The following is a 16,986-nucleotide window of genomic DNA, read 5'->3' as shown; positions in this document are numbered from 1 at the left end:
ACCCCGAAACCTTACCTGAGTTCCGCCGCCCGTCGCCTCATGGGATCTTTTCCCGCCATCGCTTGCGAAGCCTTGATGTTTTGGCTAAGGAGGCCGCGCATTTCCGCGGCTCGGCTTGCCGGGCGCATCTTTCCGTTCCGGCGCTGAGCCGGCTTCAGTCAAAGGCATCTCGCTCCCATGGCGCGTATCGTGATGAAATTCGGCGGAACCTCGGTCGCCGACATCGCCCGCATCCGCAATGTGGCGCGCCATGTCAAACGCGAGGTCGATGCCGGCCACGACGTCGCCGTGGTGGTTTCGGCCATGGCCGGCAAGACCAACGAGCTGGTCGCCTGGACGCGCGAGGCCTCGCCAATGCACGACGCGCGCGAATATGACGCCGTCGTCGCTTCCGGCGAGCAGGTCACCGCAGGTCTGTTGGCGATCACCCTGCAGAATATGGGCGTGCATGCCCGCTCCTGGCAGGGCTGGCAGATCCCGATCAAGACCGACAACGCCCATGGCGCGGCGCGCATCCTTGACATCGACGGCGCCTTCCTGATCAAGCGCTTCGGCGAGGGCCAGGTGGCGGTCATCGCCGGTTTCCAGGGCATCGGTCCGGACAACCGCATCGCAACGCTCGGCCGCGGCGGCTCCGATACGAGCGCGGTGGCGATCGCGGCGGCGGTCAAGGCCGACCGCTGCGACATCTACACCGATGTCGACGGCGTCTACACGACCGACCCGCGCATCGAGCCGAAAGCGCGGCGGCTGGCCAAGATTTCATTCGAGGAAATGCTCGAAATGGCCTCGCTCGGCGCCAAGGTGCTGCAGGTGCGGTCGGTCGAGCTTGCCATGGTGCACAGGGTGCGTACCTTTGTGCGGTCGTCCTTCGACGATCCCGACGCGCCCGGAATGGGGGATTTGCTCAATCCGCCCGGAACGCTCATTTGCGACGAGGAAGAGATCGTGGAACAGCAGGTCGTCACCGGAATTGCCTACGCCAAGGACGAAGCGCAGATTTCGCTGCGCCGCGTCGGCGACCGCCCAGGCGTTGCCGCCGGCATCTTCGGCCCGCTGGCCGAGGCCAATATCAATGTCGACATGATCGTCCAGAACATCTCCGAGGACGGCAAGTTCACCGACATGACCTTCACGGTGCCGTCGGGCGACGTCGACAAGGCGCTGGCCGTGCTCGAGCGGCTGAAGGCAGATGTCGGCTACGACGTCGTGCAATCGGAAGCCGGCATGTCGAAGGTCTCGGTCATCGGCATCGGCATGCGAAGCCATGCGGGTGTCGCCGCCACCGCCTTCAAGGCGCTGGCCGACAAGGCGATCAATATCCGGGCGATCACGACGTCCGAGATCAAAATCTCGATACTGATCGACGGTCCCTATACGGAACTTGCAGTTCGTACTTTGCATTCCGTGTACGGGCTCGATAAGCAGTAGCAAGAACTGAGTCAGTTGTTGCGTGAGCGCCGGCCGCGGGAGAAACTGCGGCGGGCAACGTGCCCATTGGAGAAGAAGCCGCGATGCGTGACATGGCCGGCGGCCCGCGCGTTCTGCTGAAACGGCTCCGCGAGCTCATGCAGGAGCCGCTGGAGCCGCAGGAGCGGCTCGACCGCATCGTGCGCGACATCGCCTCCAACATGGTCGCCGAGGTCTGCTCGCTCTATGTGCTGCGCGCCGATTCGGTGCTCGAGCTCTACGCCACCGAGGGTCTGAACCCCAATGCCGTCCACCTCGCGCAATTGAGGCTCGGCCAAGGCCTGGTCGGCACGATTGCCGCCAGCGCGCGGCCGCTCAACCTCTCCAACGCGCAGGAGCATCCGGCCTTCGCCTACCTGCCGGAAACCGGCGAAGAGATCTACCATTCCTTCCTCGGCGTTCCGGTGCTGCGGGCAGGGCGCACGCTGGGCGTCCTGGTGGTGCAGAACAAGACCATGCGCCAATACCGCGAAGACGAGATCGAAGCGCTGGAAACGACGGCGATGGTGATCGCCGAGATGATCGCCACCGGCGATCTCGCGCGCCTCACCAGGCCGGGGCTGGAACTCGATCTCAGCCGTCCGGCGAGCTTCACCGGCCTGTCCTTCAACGAAGGCGTCGGGCTCGGCCATGTCGTGCTGCACGAGCCGCGCATCGTCGTCACCAACCTGTTCAACGAGGACAGCGAGGAAGAGGTCCGCCGCCTCGACCGTTCGCTCGGTTCGCTGAGGCTGTCGATCGACGACATGCTGGAGCGCCGCGACGTCGCCTTCGAGGGCGAGCATCGCGAGGTGCTCGAGGCCTATCGGATGTTCGCCAACGATCGCGGCTGGGTGCGCCGGCTGGAAGAGGCGATCCGCAACGGCCTGACGGCGGAAGCGGCGGTGGAAAAGGTGCAGAGCGACATGCGCGCGCGCATGCTGCACATGACGGACCCTTATCTGCGCGAGCGGATGAGCGATTTCGACGATCTCGCCAACCGGCTCTTGCGCCAGCTAATGGGGCGCGGGCCGGAGGATGTCGCGGCCTCGCTGCCCAAGGACGCCATCATCGTCGCCCGCTCGATGGGTGCCGCCGAACTGCTCGACTATCCCAGGGACAAGCTGCGCGGCCTGGTGCTGGAGGATGGGGCCGCGACCAGCCACGTCGTTATCGTTGCGCGCGCCATGGGCATTCCGGTCGCCGGGCAGGTCAAGGGCGCCGTTTCCATGGCGGAAAACGGCGACGCCATTATCGTCGACGGCGAGGAAGGCACCATCCACCTCAGGCCGCAGTCCGATCTCGAGGCCGCCTATGCCGAAAAGGTCCGCTTCCGGGCACGGCGGCAAGAGGTCTACCGCGAACTGCGCAAGAAGCCGTCGCTGACCAAGGACGGCGTCCCGGTCGATCTCTTGATGAATGCGGGGCTGGCGGTCGATCTGCCGCAGCTTTCGGAATCGGGGGCGGCCGGCATCGGCCTGTTCCGCACCGAATTGCAGTTCATGGTCGCCTCGACCTTCCCGCGCGCCGAAGCGCAGGAGCGGCTCTACCGCGACGTGCTCGAGGCCGCGCGCGGCAAGCCGGTCACCTTCCGCACCATCGACATCGGCGGCGACAAGGTGCTGCCCTATTTCAAGGGCGCGCTGCAGGAGGAGAACCCGGCGCTCGGCTGGCGGGCGATCCGGCTCACGCTTGACCGCCCCGGCTTGCTCAGGACCCAGATCCGCGCGCTGCTCAAGGCCTGCGGCGGCCGCGAGTTGAAGCTGATGCTGCCGATGGTGACCGAGCTCTCGGAAATTGCGCAGGCGCGCGAGATCATCGACCGCGAGGTCCGGCATCTGTCGCGTTTTGCGCATCATCTGCCCACCAGCCTCAAGCTCGGGGCGATGCTGGAGGTGCCGTCGCTGCTGTTCCAACTCGACGAGCTGATGAAGGCGGTCGACTTCGTCTCGGTTGGTTCCAACGACCTTTTCCAGTTCATTATGGCTGTGGACCGCGGCAACACGCAGCTTGCTGACCGTTTCGACACGCTGTCGGCGCCGTTCCTGCGCGTGCTGAAGCAGATCGCCGATGCCGGCGCCCGCAACCACACGCCAGTGACGCTTTGCGGCGAGCTGGCAGGCAAGCCGATCTCGGCGATGGCGCTGATCGGCCTCGGCTTCCGCTCGATCTCAATGTCGCCGGCCTCGATCGGTCCGGTCAAGGCAATGCTGACCGAGTTGCCGCTGCAGGAGCTGGAAGCCTTCTTCAAGGACAATCTGATGGCGCCCGCCCAAGGGACGCCGATGCGGGCGCTGCTGCAGGCCTTTGCCGACGATCGCTCCATTCCGCTATAGCGTTCTGCCATGATCAATCTGCCCCGCGACCGTATGGATCAAGTCGTCAAGCGTTTCGACATGCTCGAAACGCAGATGTCGGCCGCACCCGCCGCCGACGCCTACGTCAAGATGGCTTCGGAATATGCCGACATCCAGGAGATGGTGGGCAAGATCCGGGCGCTGCGCGCCGCCGAGCAGGAGCAGGCCGACCTCGAAGCGATGCTCGCCGACAAGGCAACCGATGCCGACATGCGGGCGCTGGCCGAGGCCGACCTGACGGAGGTCGAGGAGCGCATCGAGGCGCTGCAGAAGGACATCCAGATCCTGCTTCTGCCCAAGGATGCCGCCGACGACAGGAACGCCATCCTCGAAATCCGCGCCGGCACGGGCGGCGACGAGGCGGCCTTGTTCGCCGGCGACCTGTTTCGCATGTATGAGCGCTATGCCGCCTCGCGCGGCTGGCGGTTCGAAGTCGTTTCAGCCAGCGAAGGCGAGGTCGGCGGCTACAAGGAAATTATCGCCTCGGTGTCGGGCAAGGGCGTTTTCGCGCATCTGAAGTTCGAATCTGGCGTGCACCGCGTGCAGCGCGTGCCGGAAACCGAGGCCGGCGGGCGCATCCATACCTCGGCGGCGACGGTGGCCGTGCTGCCCGAGGCCGAGGAGGTCGATATCGATATCCGCGCGGAAGACATCCGCATCGACACGATGCGCGCCTCCGGGTCCGGCGGCCAGCATGTCAACACCACCGATTCGGCGGTGCGCATCACCCACCTGCCGACCGGCATCATGGTGGTCCAGGCGGAGAAGTCGCAGCACCAGAACCGGGCGCGCGCCATGCAGATTTTACGGGCGCGGCTCTACGACCTCGAGCGCAGCCGCGCGGATGAGGAGCGCTCGTCGTCGCGAAAATCGCAGGTCGGCTCCGGCGACCGGTCGGAACGCATCCGTACCTATAATTTCCCGCAGGGACGCGTCACCGACCACCGCATCAACCTCACTCTTTACAAGCTCGACCGGGTGATGATGGGCGAGCTCGACGAGGTGATCGACGCGCTGATCGCCGACCATCAGTCGAAGCTGCTTGCCGATATGGGCATTGATGGTTGATCTTTTGCCCGCCGCGCTCGGGCCGCTGCTGCGCGCGGCGAGGAAGCGGCTCGCTGCCGCCGGGATTGCCGATCCGGCGCTCGATTCGAGGCTGATCGTCGAGCACTTTTCCGGCACGACCCGTACCCAGGCCATCACCGAGCCCGGTCATCCGGTCGATGCAGCGATCTTAACCGCGATCGAGGCGGCCCTGAGACGTCGCGTCGCAGGCGAGCCGGTGCATCGCATCCTCGGCTATCGCGAATTCTACGGGCTGCGGCTGTCGCTGTCGCCCGACACGCTGGAGCCGCGCCCTGACACCGAGACGCTGGTCGACGCGGTCCTGCCCTTTGCCAAGGCAACTGCCGAAAGGCTCGGCGAATGCCGTATCCTCGATCTCGGCACCGGAACCGGCGCCATAGCGCTGGCGCTGCTCAGCGCCGTTCCGGCCGCGACTGCGACCGGCGTCGACATGTCGCCCGGCGCGCTGGCGACCGCCACGCAAAACGCCGAGGATCTTGGGCTCGGCAGGCGCTTCAAGGCCTTGCATTCCAACTGGTTCGAAAAAGTTTCGGGCCGGTACCATGTAATTGCCGCGAACCCTCCCTATATACCCAGTCGAGACATTGGAAATCTGCAGGACGAGGTCCGCGATTTCGACCCACGCCTGGCCCTTGATGGCGGCGTGGACGGTCTGGTCCCCTACAGGATCATCGCCGGAGAGGCGGAAGGGTTTCTGGAAGCACAGGGCAAGGTAGCGGTCGAGATCGGCCACACGCAGCAAAGCGAGGTTACCGCGATCTTCGCGGCAGCCGGCTACAGGTTGGCGGAGGCGCGGCGCGATCTCGGCGGAAACGACAGGGTTCTGGTGTTCGAGCGTTGAAACCCCTGATGCAGTGCGAAAAAACGCTTGGCAACATTAGGGAATGCAGCTAGGTTCCGGCTTGACCGGATGAGACGAAGCAGGCAGTGCTCTTAGCGATTCGGTTTTCCTTGGAAATAGCTGCCTCCTTGTGCAAACGACGCCCATGCTTCGTGCGGGAATCGTCCGGCAAGTGATGTAACCGGAACAGGATGGCACGTGGCGCCAACGCAATCGATGCGGGCGAACGCCGGTGAAAAAACGAAACGGTTGGCTGCATGAGCGCCACCGTTCGCGAAGAGTTTTAGAAAAATTCACATGAAGAGAGTCGAATGAGGCCACAACAGCAGAACAGGCGCATGCGCGGTCGCAACAATAATGGCGGCGGTGGCAACAACAACAACCGCAAGGGACCCAATCCCCTGACGCGCAACTACGAGAGCAACGGTCCGGACGTGAAGATCCGCGGATCGGCTCAGCAGATCGCCGAAAAATACGCCGCACTCGCCCGTGACGCGCAAAGCTCCGGCGACCGGGTGATGGCGGAGAACTACCTCCAGCACGCGGAACACTACAATCGCATCATTGCCGCCGCACAGGCGCAGATGCCGATCCAGAACGCCCAGCAGAACCGCGACGATTTCGACGACGATGTCGATGAGGATCGCGACGAGTTCGACACCGCCGGCAACACCAATGCCGGCGAGTCGCAGGCCGCGGCGAATGGTTCCGGGCCGCAGCCGGTGATCGAAGGCACGCCGGCCGAGCTCGGCTTCAACCAGGAAAACGGCCGCGACAACAACCGGCGTGACAACAACGGCCGCGACAGGCACCGCGACCGCCGCAATGGCGGCTATGGCCAGTACGGCCAGAATGGCCAGCGCGGCGACAATGGTCAGCGTGACGGGGGTCAGCGTGACGGGGGTCAGCGTGGTGAGGGCCAGCGCGGTGAGGGCCAGCGCGGCGAACATGGCGGCCAGCAGTTCGACCAGAACCGCCGCAGCGAGGCGCAGGCGCAGCCCGAGGGCTCAGCCGAAGACGGCTTCTCGGCCGAGCAGGCTCCGCTGTTCGACAGCTTCTCGCCGGCGGCCCTTGCCGCCCAGGCTGAGCGCAACGAAGCCGCTACCGACAATGGCGGCGGGCGTCGGCCGAGGCGTCCGCGTCGCGGTCGCGGCAGTGCCGAGCAGGGCAATGCCGACCGGGAGGGCAGCCCCGCCGATCGCGGCGACACCGCGGACATCGGCAACGAAGCAGTCGTCGCTGCCGCCGAAGAGGCAAGTGCGGCGCCGAGCGACAGTGGCGCCGAGCCGGCAGGCGGCACCAGCGAACCGGCGGTCGCCGACATAAATGACTGATCCCGGCAACTGATCCGGGTCCATTTTCAGGCATTCGAACGGCGGAGAGAAATCTCCGCCGTTTTCGTTTGCGCGCGTCGCGGGGAAGCGGATTCAGGCGATGCGCTTCAAGTCTTTGTTTTGATGCATGTCGTTCTCCCAAAACCGCTGCGCGCTTTTGGGCGATATGCGTTTAGAATATTCTGCGTTGACCGACATCAAGGCGTCTTGAGAGACCTGGGCCTATATACCATATCTCGGCTGAACAGGGCCTGGCTCGAATGAGCGGGTCCGTCACCGCAATCTGATCCGGTGCCGCAAAGCGGGCCGGTGATGGAAGGAGACAGATATGAATCTTGAGAAATACTCGGAGCGCGTGCGCGGCTTCATCCAGTCCGCGCAAACCATGGCGCTCTCGCGCAACCACCAGCAATTCACCCCCGAACATATGCTGAAGGTGCTCGTCGACGATGATGAGGGCCTTGCCGCGTCCTTGATCGAGCGCGCCGGCGGCCGTGTCCGCGACGTCAAGCTCGGCGTCGAGGCGGCGCTCGAGGCAATGCCCAAGGTCGAAGGCGGCAACGGCCAGCTTTACCTCGCCCAGCCGCTCGCCAAGGTGTTCTCGACCGCCGAGGAACTGGCCAGGAAGGCCGGCGACAGCTTCGTCACCGTCGAGCGGCTGCTGCAGGCGCTCGCCATGGAGAAGTCGGCCAAGACAGCCGACATCCTGGCCAAGGCCGGCGTCACCGCGCAGGCGCTGAACCAGGTCATCAACGACGTCCGCAAGGGCCGCACCGCTGATTCGGCCAATGCCGAGCAGGGCTATGACGCGCTGAAGAAATACGCGCGGGATCTCACCGCCGACGCCCGCTCCGGCAAGCTTGATCCGGTCATCGGCCGTGACGACGAGATCCGCCGCACCATCCAGGTGCTGTCGCGGCGCACCAAGAACAATCCCGTGCTGATCGGCGAGCCGGGCGTCGGCAAGACGGCGATCGCCGAAGGCCTGGCGCTGCGCATCGTCAATGGCGACGTACCGGAATCGCTGAAGGACAAGCAGTTGATGGCGCTCGACATGGGCGCGCTGATTGCCGGCGCCAAGTATCGCGGCGAGTTCGAGGAACGGCTGAAGGCCGTGCTCAACGAAGTCACCGCCGCCAGCGGCAACATCATCCTGTTCATCGACGAGATGCACACGCTGGTCGGCGCCGGCAAGGCGGAGGGCGCGATGGACGCGTCGAATCTTTTGAAGCCGGCGCTGGCGCGCGGCGAGCTGCACTGCGTCGGCGCGACCACGCTCGACGAATACCGCAAGCATGTCGAAAAGGACGCCGCCCTTGCCCGCCGCTTCCAGCCCGTCTTCGTCGACGAGCCGACGGTCGAGGACACCGTCTCGATCCTGCGCGGCCTGAAGGAGAAATACGAGCAGCACCACAAGGTGCGCATATCCGATTCGGCGCTTGTCTCGGCCGCGACGCTGTCCAACCGCTACATCGCCGACCGATTCCTGCCGGACAAGGCGATCGACCTGGTCGACGAGGCCGCGTCGCGGCTGAGGATGCAGGTCGATTCCAAGCCCGAGGCGCTGGACGAGATCGATCGGCGCATCATGCAGCTCAAGATCGAGCGCGAGGCGCTGAAGGTCGAGAAGGACGACGCCTCGAAGGATCGGCTGGCAAAGCTGGAGAAGGAGCTGGCCGACCTCGAAGAGCAGTCGACCGAGCTGACGGCCAAGTGGCAGGCCGAAAAGCAGAAGCTTGGCCTTGCCGCCGACCTCAAGAAGCAACTCGACGAGATGCGCAACGAGCTGGCGATTGCCCAGCGCAAGGGCGAGTTCCAGCGCGCCGGCGAGCTTGCCTATGGTAAGATCCCGGAGCTGGAGAAGAAGCTCAAGGAAGCCGAAGCCCAGGACGGCAAGGCCGGTATGGTGGAAGAGGTGGTCACGCCCGACCATGTCGCCCATGTCGTGTCGCGCTGGACCGGCATTCCGGTCGACAAGATGCTGGAGGGCCAGCGCGAGAAGCTCTTGCGCATGGAAGACGAGATCGGCAAGCGCGTCGTCGGCCAGGGCGAGGCGGTGCAGGCGGTTTCCAAGGCCGTGCGGCGCGCCCGCGCCGGTCTGCAGGATCCGAACCGGCCGATCGGCTCGTTCATGTTCCTCGGCCCCACCGGCGTCGGCAAGACGGAGCTCACCAAGGCGCTCGCCAGCTTCCTGTTCGACGACGAGAGCGCCATGGTGCGCATCGACATGTCGGAGTTCATGGAGAAGCACTCCGTCGCCCGACTGATCGGCGCGCCTCCCGGCTATGTCGGCTATGAGGAGGGCGGCGCGCTCACCGAAGCGGTGCGGCGCCGGCCATACCAGGTCGTGCTGTTCGACGAGATCGAGAAGGCGCATCCGGACGTGTTCAACGTGCTCCTGCAGGTGCTCGACGACGGCCGGCTCACCGACGGCCAGGGCCGCACGGTCGACTTCCGCAACACGCTGATCATCATGACGTCGAACCTTGGCGCCGAATATCTGGTCAATCTACGCGACGACCAGGACGTCGATGCCGTGCGCGACGAGGTGATGAGCGCGGTGAGAGCCTCGTTCCGTCCGGAGTTCCTCAACCGCGTCGACGAGGTGATCCTGTTCCACCGGCTGCGCCGCCAGGACATGGACCGCATCGTCGAGATCCAGCTCAAGCGCCTGGAGAACCTGCTTGTCGATCGCAAGATCACGCTGTCGCTCGATCACGATGCGATCGAGTGGCTGGCCGCCAAGGGTTATGATCCGGCCTATGGTGCGAGGCCGCTGAAGCGGGTGATGCAGAAGGAACTGCAGGACCTGCTGGCGGAGAAGATCCTGCTCGGCGAAATCCTCGACGGCTCGACCGTCAAGGTCACCGCCGGCTCCGATCGCCTGAACTTCCGCTCGAAGCCGACCGTGGTGGCGGCCGAAGCCGCCGCCTGATTCGAGCCGGAGCGGAGCAATTCCAGGAAAAGTGCTTAGCGATTTTCCGTCCGGAATTGCGTAAAACAAATACCAGGAGCGCGTCGCACCCGGCCGGTGCGGCGCGCTCTTGCATTTCGACAGGGCCTTACTGCAAAACCGACCTTGGTCGCGGTTCCAGGAGGGCTGATTCCAATGAAGCTCGAGGACTATAACGGCTTTTGCGCCTCGCTTCCCGCCGCGACGCATGTCGTGCAGTGGGGCGGCGCTCATGTCTGGAAGGTCGGCGGCAAGGTGTTCGCGATCGGCGGCCACAACCGGGAGGGCCAAGTCTTGGTCACCTTCAAATGCTCCGACATGGCCTTTGACGTGCTGAAGGAACAGCCGGGCTGCCGGCCCGCGCCCTATCTAGCCTCGCGCGGCATCAAATGGATCCAGCGCCAGACAAGCCAGAGCGTGGATGATGCTGCACTGAAGGACTATCTGCGCGAAAGTCACCGCCTGGTCGTGCTGAAGCTGACTAAACTGGCACGCAGCGAACTGGGGCTACGCTGACATTCGTTCGGGATCATGGTGAAACGCCGGAAATCCGCCATCTTCATGCCCGGTTCATGTTGGAACCTTAATTTTGGTAACTGGTTTGCTGGCGAAAGCTTCGCCTGCCAAGACCGAGCCGACCGGAGAGCCTGACCCACATGCTGCGCACGATTTTTTCCCTTTCGGCACTCGCGGCCGGGCTGGTCTCTTCTGGCGCGCTCGCGGCGCCGAGCGGGGATGACGCGCAGAAGGCGGTTCGGCCGGCTCAGCACGGCGCACTCCTGCTCGCCCAGGACGGCAATGTCGACATCTATTATGATGCCAGGGGCAACCGGGTTCTTGTCGATGCCGACACCGGCAAGGTCATCGCCATCCAGCCGCCGCAGACCAGGCTCGATCGCCGGGCGCTGCGCCGCCAGTTGCGGATGCAGGAACTTGGGCGCGCGCCGGCCGAGGACGACGACCGCTACTATCTCGACAATCCCGACGACATGGCCCGCTTCCGCCGTCGCCAACTTGAAGAAGAGGGCAGGGTCATTCCGCCGCCGGTCGACGAGAACGACCCCTATAACGACAATTCCGTCGACGCCTATCCGCCGGCGCCGAGCGATGAGGGTTATGCCACCACCTATCCGGAGGCGCCAAAGTCGGACACCATCAAGCGCCAGCCGCTGAACGAGGCGTCGATCGATCCGGCGCAGCCAGGTCAGGGGGAAGTGCTGCAGACCAACCCGGACACCCATGCCGCGCTGCCGCCGGACACAGGCGGCAAGGCAACCGTCGATCCGTCACTGTCGCTCGGCGTGCGCCAGGACGTGGCCGAACTTCAGGTGCTGCTCGACCGCGGCGGTGCCTCGCCGGGTGTCATCGACGGCCGTTTCGGCTCGAATGTCGATAAGGCTTTGGCCGCCTATAACCAGATCACGGGCAGCAATCTGAAATCGACCGACGCGGTCGGCATCAAGACGGCGCTTGCTCAGTCTGGCGGCGACGCCTTCGCTTCCTATACGATCACGCCCGAAGACGCGGCCGGTCCCTATGTCGCTTCGATCCCGGAAGATTACAGCCAGAAGGCCAGGCTCGACCGCATGGGCTACACCTCGGTGACCGAGGCGCTGGCCGAACGCTTCCACATGGACGAAGGCTATCTGAAGTCGATCAACAAGGGGCTCGACTTCAATCGGCCCGGCACGATCGTCAAGGTCGCCAATTTCGGCAAGCTGGTGTCGACGCCGGTTGCCCGCATCGTCGCCGACAAGGACAAGAAGGAAGTCTTCGCCTATGACGCGGGCGGCAAGCTGGTCGCGGCCTATCCGGCCACCATCGGCTCGGCCGACACGCCGTCGCCGACTGGCATCCACACAGTGTCGCGCATCGCGCTCGACCCGAATTACACCTACAATCCCAGCATCAATTTCAAGCAGGGCCAGAACGACAAGATCCTGACCATCCCGCCCGGGCCGAACGGTCCGGTGGGCTCGGTCTGGATCGCGCTGGACAAACCGACCTACGGCATCCACGGCACGCCCGATCCATCCAAGATCGGCAAGACCGAGAGCCATGGCTGCGTGCGCCTGACCAATTGGGACGCGCGCGAACTCGCCAAGCTGGTCTCGCCGGGCGTCACGGTGGAGTTTGTCGGCGGATCGTCAGCCGATGATTTTGCGCAGCAATGAGCCGCGCAGCGCGGCGGCATAGATCAGCTGCACGAGCAGGATGAAGGCGATGCTCGCCAGCGGGGTGATGAGGCAAAGCGCTGTGCCGATCGCCCAAAGGATCTGCGCCTTGACGATGCGCTGATAGACGGTACGCCTCGTTTGCGCGTCGACCTCCTCCGCCAGCATGCCGTTCCTGTCGGCGTACCACCAGCTCGCGAAAAGTGTCACGCCAAGCATCAGAAGGTTCAGCCAGTAGACGAGCACCGCGACCCTGAACTCGAGGAAATCGGCCAGCAGGTCGGTGGAGAACGGCAGCAGCGCGATGAAGGCGAGAAAGCAGAGATTGAGCGTTGCGAGCCGCCGATCCGATTTCGCGATCAGGCCATGCTGCGCCTGCTGGCCGAACCAGAAGATGGTCAACGTCAGGAAGCTCAGCGCATAGGTCAGGAAACGCGGCGCAAGCGCCAGGACAGCCGCAAGCAGCTCGCCCTCCGAATGCACCACTTCATGCGCCGGCACCCTAATCTCCAGCACGATCAAGGTGAGCGCGATGGCAAAGACGCCGTCGGTTATGCCGACGATGCGTCCGCGCCCTTCGGCTGATGGTTCCAGCGGCCGCTTCATGGCTTCCCCCTTTGGCAATGACCGGCCGGAACCTAGCACGCGACGGCCCGTTTGCGTTGCGATTGCTACTTTCCTGGCCATGCGGTGAGTGCAAACTGGTTTCAAGGACTGCAATCTTCTGGCTCGTTGTTATGAATGCGCCGGAGAGCTAAGCAGGCTTTCATGCCTTCCTCGAGTGAAGCCACCGCCGATTCGATTTCGACCGCGACGCGCGCGAACGGAACGTTCTGCCCGCAAACGCAGCGCAAGTTCGTGCTGGTGGCTGCGATCCTGGCTTCAGCGCTCGGCTTCATCGACGGTTCTGTCCTGGCGATCGCCATACCGGCGCTGCGCGTCAATCTCGGCGCCAGCCTTGCGGAAGCGCAGTGGATCTCCAACGCTTACGCGCTGACGTTGTCGGCACTGATCCTGGCTGGTGGTGCCGCCGGCGACCGATTCGGCCTCAGGCGCGCCTTCGTCAACGGCATTGCGCTTTTCATCGCCGCCTCGCTCGCCTGCGCGCTGGCCCCCGATCCGGCAGTGCTGATCGGCTTCCGCGCCATCCAAGGCATCGGCGCCGCCATCATGGTGCCGGGCAGCCTCGCCATCATCGCCAAGGCCTATCCGAAAAAGGAGCGCGGCCGGGCGATCGGCATCTGGGCGGCCGCTTCGGCGCTGACGACGGCGCTTGGGCCGGTGCTGGGCGGCTTCGTGCTGTCGACCTTCGGCAACGGCGTCTGGCGCGCGATCTTTGCCGTCAACCTGCCGCTCGGACTGGTTTCGATCTATCTGCTGCTCGCCAAGATCCCGGCCGACCAGCCGACCGAAAAGCGCAGCCTCGATCTCGGGGGTGCGGCGCTCGCCACACTTGCCTTCGGATGGCTGGCCTACGGGCTGACGGCGATGAACGCCGAGGGCGGCGGGATGATGGCCGGGCCGGCGATCGTCGCCGGCGTGGTCCTGCTCTTCGTCTTCATCCTCTACGAGCGCTGGCAGCGCGAGCCGATGATCGATCTCGGCCTGTTCCGCATCGGCGCTTTTGCCGGCGCCAATCTGGCGACCTTCTTCCTCTACTTCGCGCTGTCGGCGAACCTCTTCTACCTGCCGATGGTTCTGATCGCGGGTTGGGGACTGAGCTCGGCCGAGGTCGGCTTCATCTTCCTGCCGTTGTCGGCATCGATCGCGCTGCTGTCGGGGCCGGTCGGCCAGTGGTCCGACAAGATCGGCCCGCGCCTGCCGATCGCCGCCGGCAGCTTCGTCGTTGCCATCGCCTTTGCCGGCATGGCCCTGCTCGCCCATACCGGCGTCCATAATTTCTGGACCGGAACCTTTCCGCTGATGGCTTTGATGGGGCTCGGCATGTCGCTCGTGGTGTCGCCGCTGTCGACGGCGGTAATGACCTCGGTCGACGACAAGGACACTGGCGCCGCATCCGGCATCAACAACGCCGTCTCGCGCGTCGGCGGGCTGATCGCGGTGGCGGCTATGGGTTCGCTCGCGGCTTTCGTCTATGCGCGATTGACCGGCAACCCCGCCGGCATCCCCGGTTTCGGCGAACCGCCCCAGTCCGGACTCGCGGCCAATCTCGATGCGTTGAGGATTGCGGCAAGCGATTCGGCTTTTGCCGCGGTTGCCGCGGTCACGGCGCTGCTTTGCCTGCTGTCGTCGATCATCGCCTGGTTCACCGTGCCCGGCCAGGCGCTGCCCTGGCCGCAGCAGACGGGCGATTCGCGTGATTAAAGCAGTTTGACGCAATTCCCGGACGGAAGGCTAAGGCGAAGTCGCCGAGCCCAACCGCTACGCACTTTCCTGGAATTGCTCAGTTGGGAACCTGCGAATCGGTCTTGGCGCTGGCGACCTTCAGCGAATTTCCGTCTTCCTGCTTGAGCAGGTCGTCGATGCGCTCGCGCTCTTTCTTGAAAGCGACGAGGTCGTCGCCCTTCAGCACCTTGCCGACCGGCAGGCGGACACGCATCGAATCGACCTTGGTGCCGTTGACGATCAACTCGTAGTGGAGATGCGGGCCGGTCGACAGACCCGTCTGGCCGAGATAGCCGATGACCTGGCCCTGGCGGACGTGAACACCCGGCTCGATGCCTTTGGCAAAAGCGCTCTGGTGATTGTAGGACGTCTCGTAGCCGTTGGCGTGACGGATGATGATCTGCTTGCCGTAGCCGCCGGCCCAGCCGGCTTTTTCGACCACGCCATTGCCAGCGGCGATGATCGGCGATCCTATTGGAGCGGCCCAGTCTGTGCCCGTGTGCATGCGCACATAGCCGAGAATCGGATGCCGACGGGCACCGAAGCCGGAGGTGAAGCGACCATTCGGCAGTGGGTTGCGCAGCAGGAACTGCTTGGCGCTGCTGCCGTTCTCGTCGAAATAGTCGACGCTGCCGTCCTGCATCTGGAAGCGGTAGAAATTCCGCATCTGTCCGCCGAAGGTGGCCGAAACATAGAGAAGCTCGGAACTGTCGGAGGTCTGGTCGTCGCCGTCAGGCTGCGAGAACAGGACCTCGAGACGATCGGAGGGCGAAAGACGCGACTGGAAATCGACGTCCGAGGCAAGAAGCTTGATCAGCTTCTGCGTCATTGATTTCGACATGCCGTAGGAATAGGCGGCACGATAGATGCCGTCATAGACATTGGGCAGGTTGCCGCGAACCACCACCGGCGGCGAATCGTCGAATGCGGTCAGCAATTCGGGATTGGGCTCCGGCTCCTGTGCCGGCACGAACTGCCCGCGATCGTCGAGCGCGATGGTGACGATATGCGTGGTGCGGTCATAGACGCTGGTGCGGACGACCTTGGCGATATCGCCGCGCACCTCGAGGCCGACGCGCAGCACGGTTCCTGCCTTCAGTGCCGTCGCGTTCAAGAGCTTGCCGATCGCTTCCGCCATCCCGGTGGCGTCATCGCCGGTGTAGCCGGAATCGGCGAAAGCTTCGGCGATGTCCGTATCCTGGGTGAAAGGGATGATCTCTTCGGCAAAGGCCGGCGCCTGGTCGTCCGGCGTGGCGCGCGTTGTCACCGAGACGTTTTCCGGCGTGATCTTGACGTCGTAGGAACCGGCCATGCTCTCGGCGAAGGCGTCGCCGAATCGTTGTGGGTCGACATAATGAAGCGCCGCGACCTGGACGGCGCCGTCGCTGAGGCCATTGCCGGCTTCGCGCACGACCTTTTCCACTTCGTCGGCGGAGAGATCACTCTTTTCGTCGAAGGATGCCGTCTCGATCGGGAAATCGACCGTCTTCAGGCTCATCTCGCTCTCGACCTTGGCGCCGTAGATCTGGCCGGCGACCGCGGCGGCGGTGGCCGGCTGGGCGTTGTCGTCGCCGTCGTCGCCGAAGACTTGTAGCGGGTCGAATGGCGGGTAGGGGCGGCTGGTGGTGTGGCCGGCCGCAAGCGCCATCTTGATCTGCACGAACGGCATGGTGTGGATAACGTCGCGGTCGCCGACCTTGGTGACCATCGACACTTCCATGCGCCGGCGGTCCTTGGCTCTGGCGATCTGGCGCGGCGCGACCAGCCTGGTCGTCTTGGCCTGCTCGCCGGAATCATCGCCGCCGCTGGCGAGGTTGATGAGCTCGGCGATTTCCGGCGGCGTCGCCAGCTGCTGGCGCCCGTCAAGCGCCGCGAACAGGGCCACGCCCATCAGCACGCTCGAGGTCACGCCGGTCAGGAAAGTGCCCGAAAGCCACCGCGCCGAGACTTCGCGGCGGTCAGGCGGACCGCTGCGGCCGTCCGCGATCAGCGGCGGCTCGTTGCCGAGTTCGGCTATGACATCTTCCGTGTCTGGCATCCAGAAAGGCTGCTTCTTCCCCGGGCGAAACGGCTTGTCGTTGTCGTTGCGGCCATGACATTTGCCTGTCGCGGCCATTGAAGTCAAACGAAGCGGCAAGCCGGGGCCGATATCCCCAATCACGCGTCTCTTACGAACGGTGCTCTTGTCGTCTGTTGTCGAGGCTCTCACGCATACGCGCGCGCTTCCTTACTATGTGCCGGTGTCGAACCTCAATGCGGCGGCAATAGGGCTCGATGCGGGCGACTATGGAGCTGCCGCAAGGGCAGTCGGCTATGAAAAGTAGCTTCCGAAAAATTTGTCGCAAAAAATTCAAGAAAGTTCGAAATCGGTGTTGACGCGTCGAGGGAGCTCCGACTATATACGCCCCACCAACGAGGGCGGCGCGCCGCTGGCGACGAAGAA

At 64.4% G+C, this 16,986-nt stretch carries 12 protein-coding genes; 10 read left to right on the top strand and 2 right to left on the bottom strand.

The features are described 5' to 3' along the window. Nucleotides 1–177: 177 nt before the first annotated feature. The 8 genes from AU465_RS34385 (at nucleotide 178) to AU465_RS34350 (ending at nucleotide 12,197) form a co-directional block, all read left to right on the top strand. A complete protein-coding gene (locus AU465_RS34385) occupies nucleotides 178–1,431 on the top strand; it encodes an aspartate kinase (protein ID WP_192257662.1) in 1,254 nt (417 codons plus the stop codon). An 83-nt stretch (nucleotides 1,432–1,514) separates the two neighbouring features. Next, complete coding sequence (gene ptsP / locus AU465_RS34380) at nucleotides 1,515–3,785, top strand: phosphoenolpyruvate--protein phosphotransferase (RefSeq protein WP_192257658.1); 2,271 nt, start codon at nucleotides 1,515–1,517, stop codon at nucleotides 3,783–3,785. A 9-nt stretch (nucleotides 3,786–3,794) separates the two neighbouring features. Then, nucleotides 3,795–4,874, top strand: coding sequence for a peptide chain release factor 1 (gene prfA / locus AU465_RS34375; protein ID WP_192257656.1), 1,080 nt, complete (start codon nucleotides 3,795–3,797; stop codon nucleotides 4,872–4,874). Then, on the top strand, nucleotides 4,867–5,736 hold the full coding sequence (gene prmC, locus AU465_RS34370; RefSeq protein ID WP_192257654.1) for a peptide chain release factor N(5)-glutamine methyltransferase: 870 nt from the start codon (nucleotides 4,867–4,869) through the stop codon (nucleotides 5,734–5,736). The genes prfA and prmC overlap by 8 nt, the downstream gene beginning before the upstream one ends. A 338-nt stretch (nucleotides 5,737–6,074) precedes the next feature. Further along, nucleotides 6,075–7,070 carry a DUF4167 domain-containing protein gene (locus tag AU465_RS34365; RefSeq protein WP_192257652.1) on the top strand — a complete coding sequence of 332 codons (996 nt, stop codon included), beginning with the start codon at nucleotides 6,075–6,077 and terminating at the stop codon, nucleotides 7,068–7,070. Nucleotides 7,071–7,398: 328 nt separating this feature from the next. Further along, entirely contained in the window at nucleotides 7,399–10,005 is a 2,607-nt protein-coding gene (gene clpB / locus AU465_RS34360; protein ID WP_192257650.1) for an ATP-dependent chaperone ClpB, read from the top strand. 174 nt (nucleotides 10,006–10,179) lie between these two features. After that, entirely contained in the window at nucleotides 10,180–10,539 is a 360-nt protein-coding gene (locus AU465_RS34355; protein WP_192257647.1) for an MmcQ/YjbR family DNA-binding protein, read from the top strand. A gap of 140 nt (nucleotides 10,540–10,679) precedes the next feature. After that, complete coding sequence (locus AU465_RS34350; protein ID WP_192257645.1) at nucleotides 10,680–12,197, top strand: L,D-transpeptidase family protein; 1,518 nt, start codon at nucleotides 10,680–10,682, stop codon at nucleotides 12,195–12,197. Here AU465_RS34350 and AU465_RS34345 read toward each other — a convergent pair. Continuing rightward, a complete protein-coding gene (locus AU465_RS34345) occupies nucleotides 12,171–12,803 on the bottom strand; it encodes a TMEM175 family protein (RefSeq protein WP_192257643.1) in 633 nt (210 codons plus the stop codon). The genes AU465_RS34350 and AU465_RS34345 overlap by 27 nt on opposite strands. Before the next feature lie 162 nt (nucleotides 12,804–12,965). Between AU465_RS34345 and AU465_RS34340 the strand changes: the two genes are divergently transcribed. Then, entirely contained in the window at nucleotides 12,966–14,522 is a 1,557-nt protein-coding gene (locus AU465_RS34340) for an MFS transporter (protein ID WP_192257641.1), read from the top strand. Between the two features lie 79 nt (nucleotides 14,523–14,601). Here AU465_RS34340 and AU465_RS34335 read toward each other — a convergent pair whose 3' ends face one another. Continuing rightward, nucleotides 14,602–16,581, bottom strand: a complete 1,980-nt coding sequence (locus tag AU465_RS34335) for a M23 family metallopeptidase (protein WP_192257638.1) — start codon at nucleotides 16,579–16,581, stop codon at nucleotides 14,602–14,604. 145 nt (nucleotides 16,582–16,726) lie between these two features. Here AU465_RS34335 and AU465_RS34330 point away from each other — a divergent pair, with 145 nt between their 5' ends. Further along, nucleotides 16,727–16,867 carry a hypothetical protein gene (locus AU465_RS34330; RefSeq protein ID WP_192257636.1) on the top strand — a complete coding sequence of 47 codons (141 nt, stop codon included), beginning with the start codon at nucleotides 16,727–16,729 and terminating at the stop codon, nucleotides 16,865–16,867. The last annotated feature ends 119 nt before the right edge of the window (nucleotides 16,868–16,986 follow it).

Source organism: Mesorhizobium silamurunense, assembly GCF_014843905.1.
Taxonomy (GTDB): domain Bacteria; phylum Pseudomonadota; class Alphaproteobacteria; order Rhizobiales; family Rhizobiaceae; genus Mesorhizobium; species Mesorhizobium silamurunense.
The sequence above is the reverse complement of the archived record's forward strand: the minus strand, read 5'-3'. Positions and strand labels throughout refer to the sequence as shown.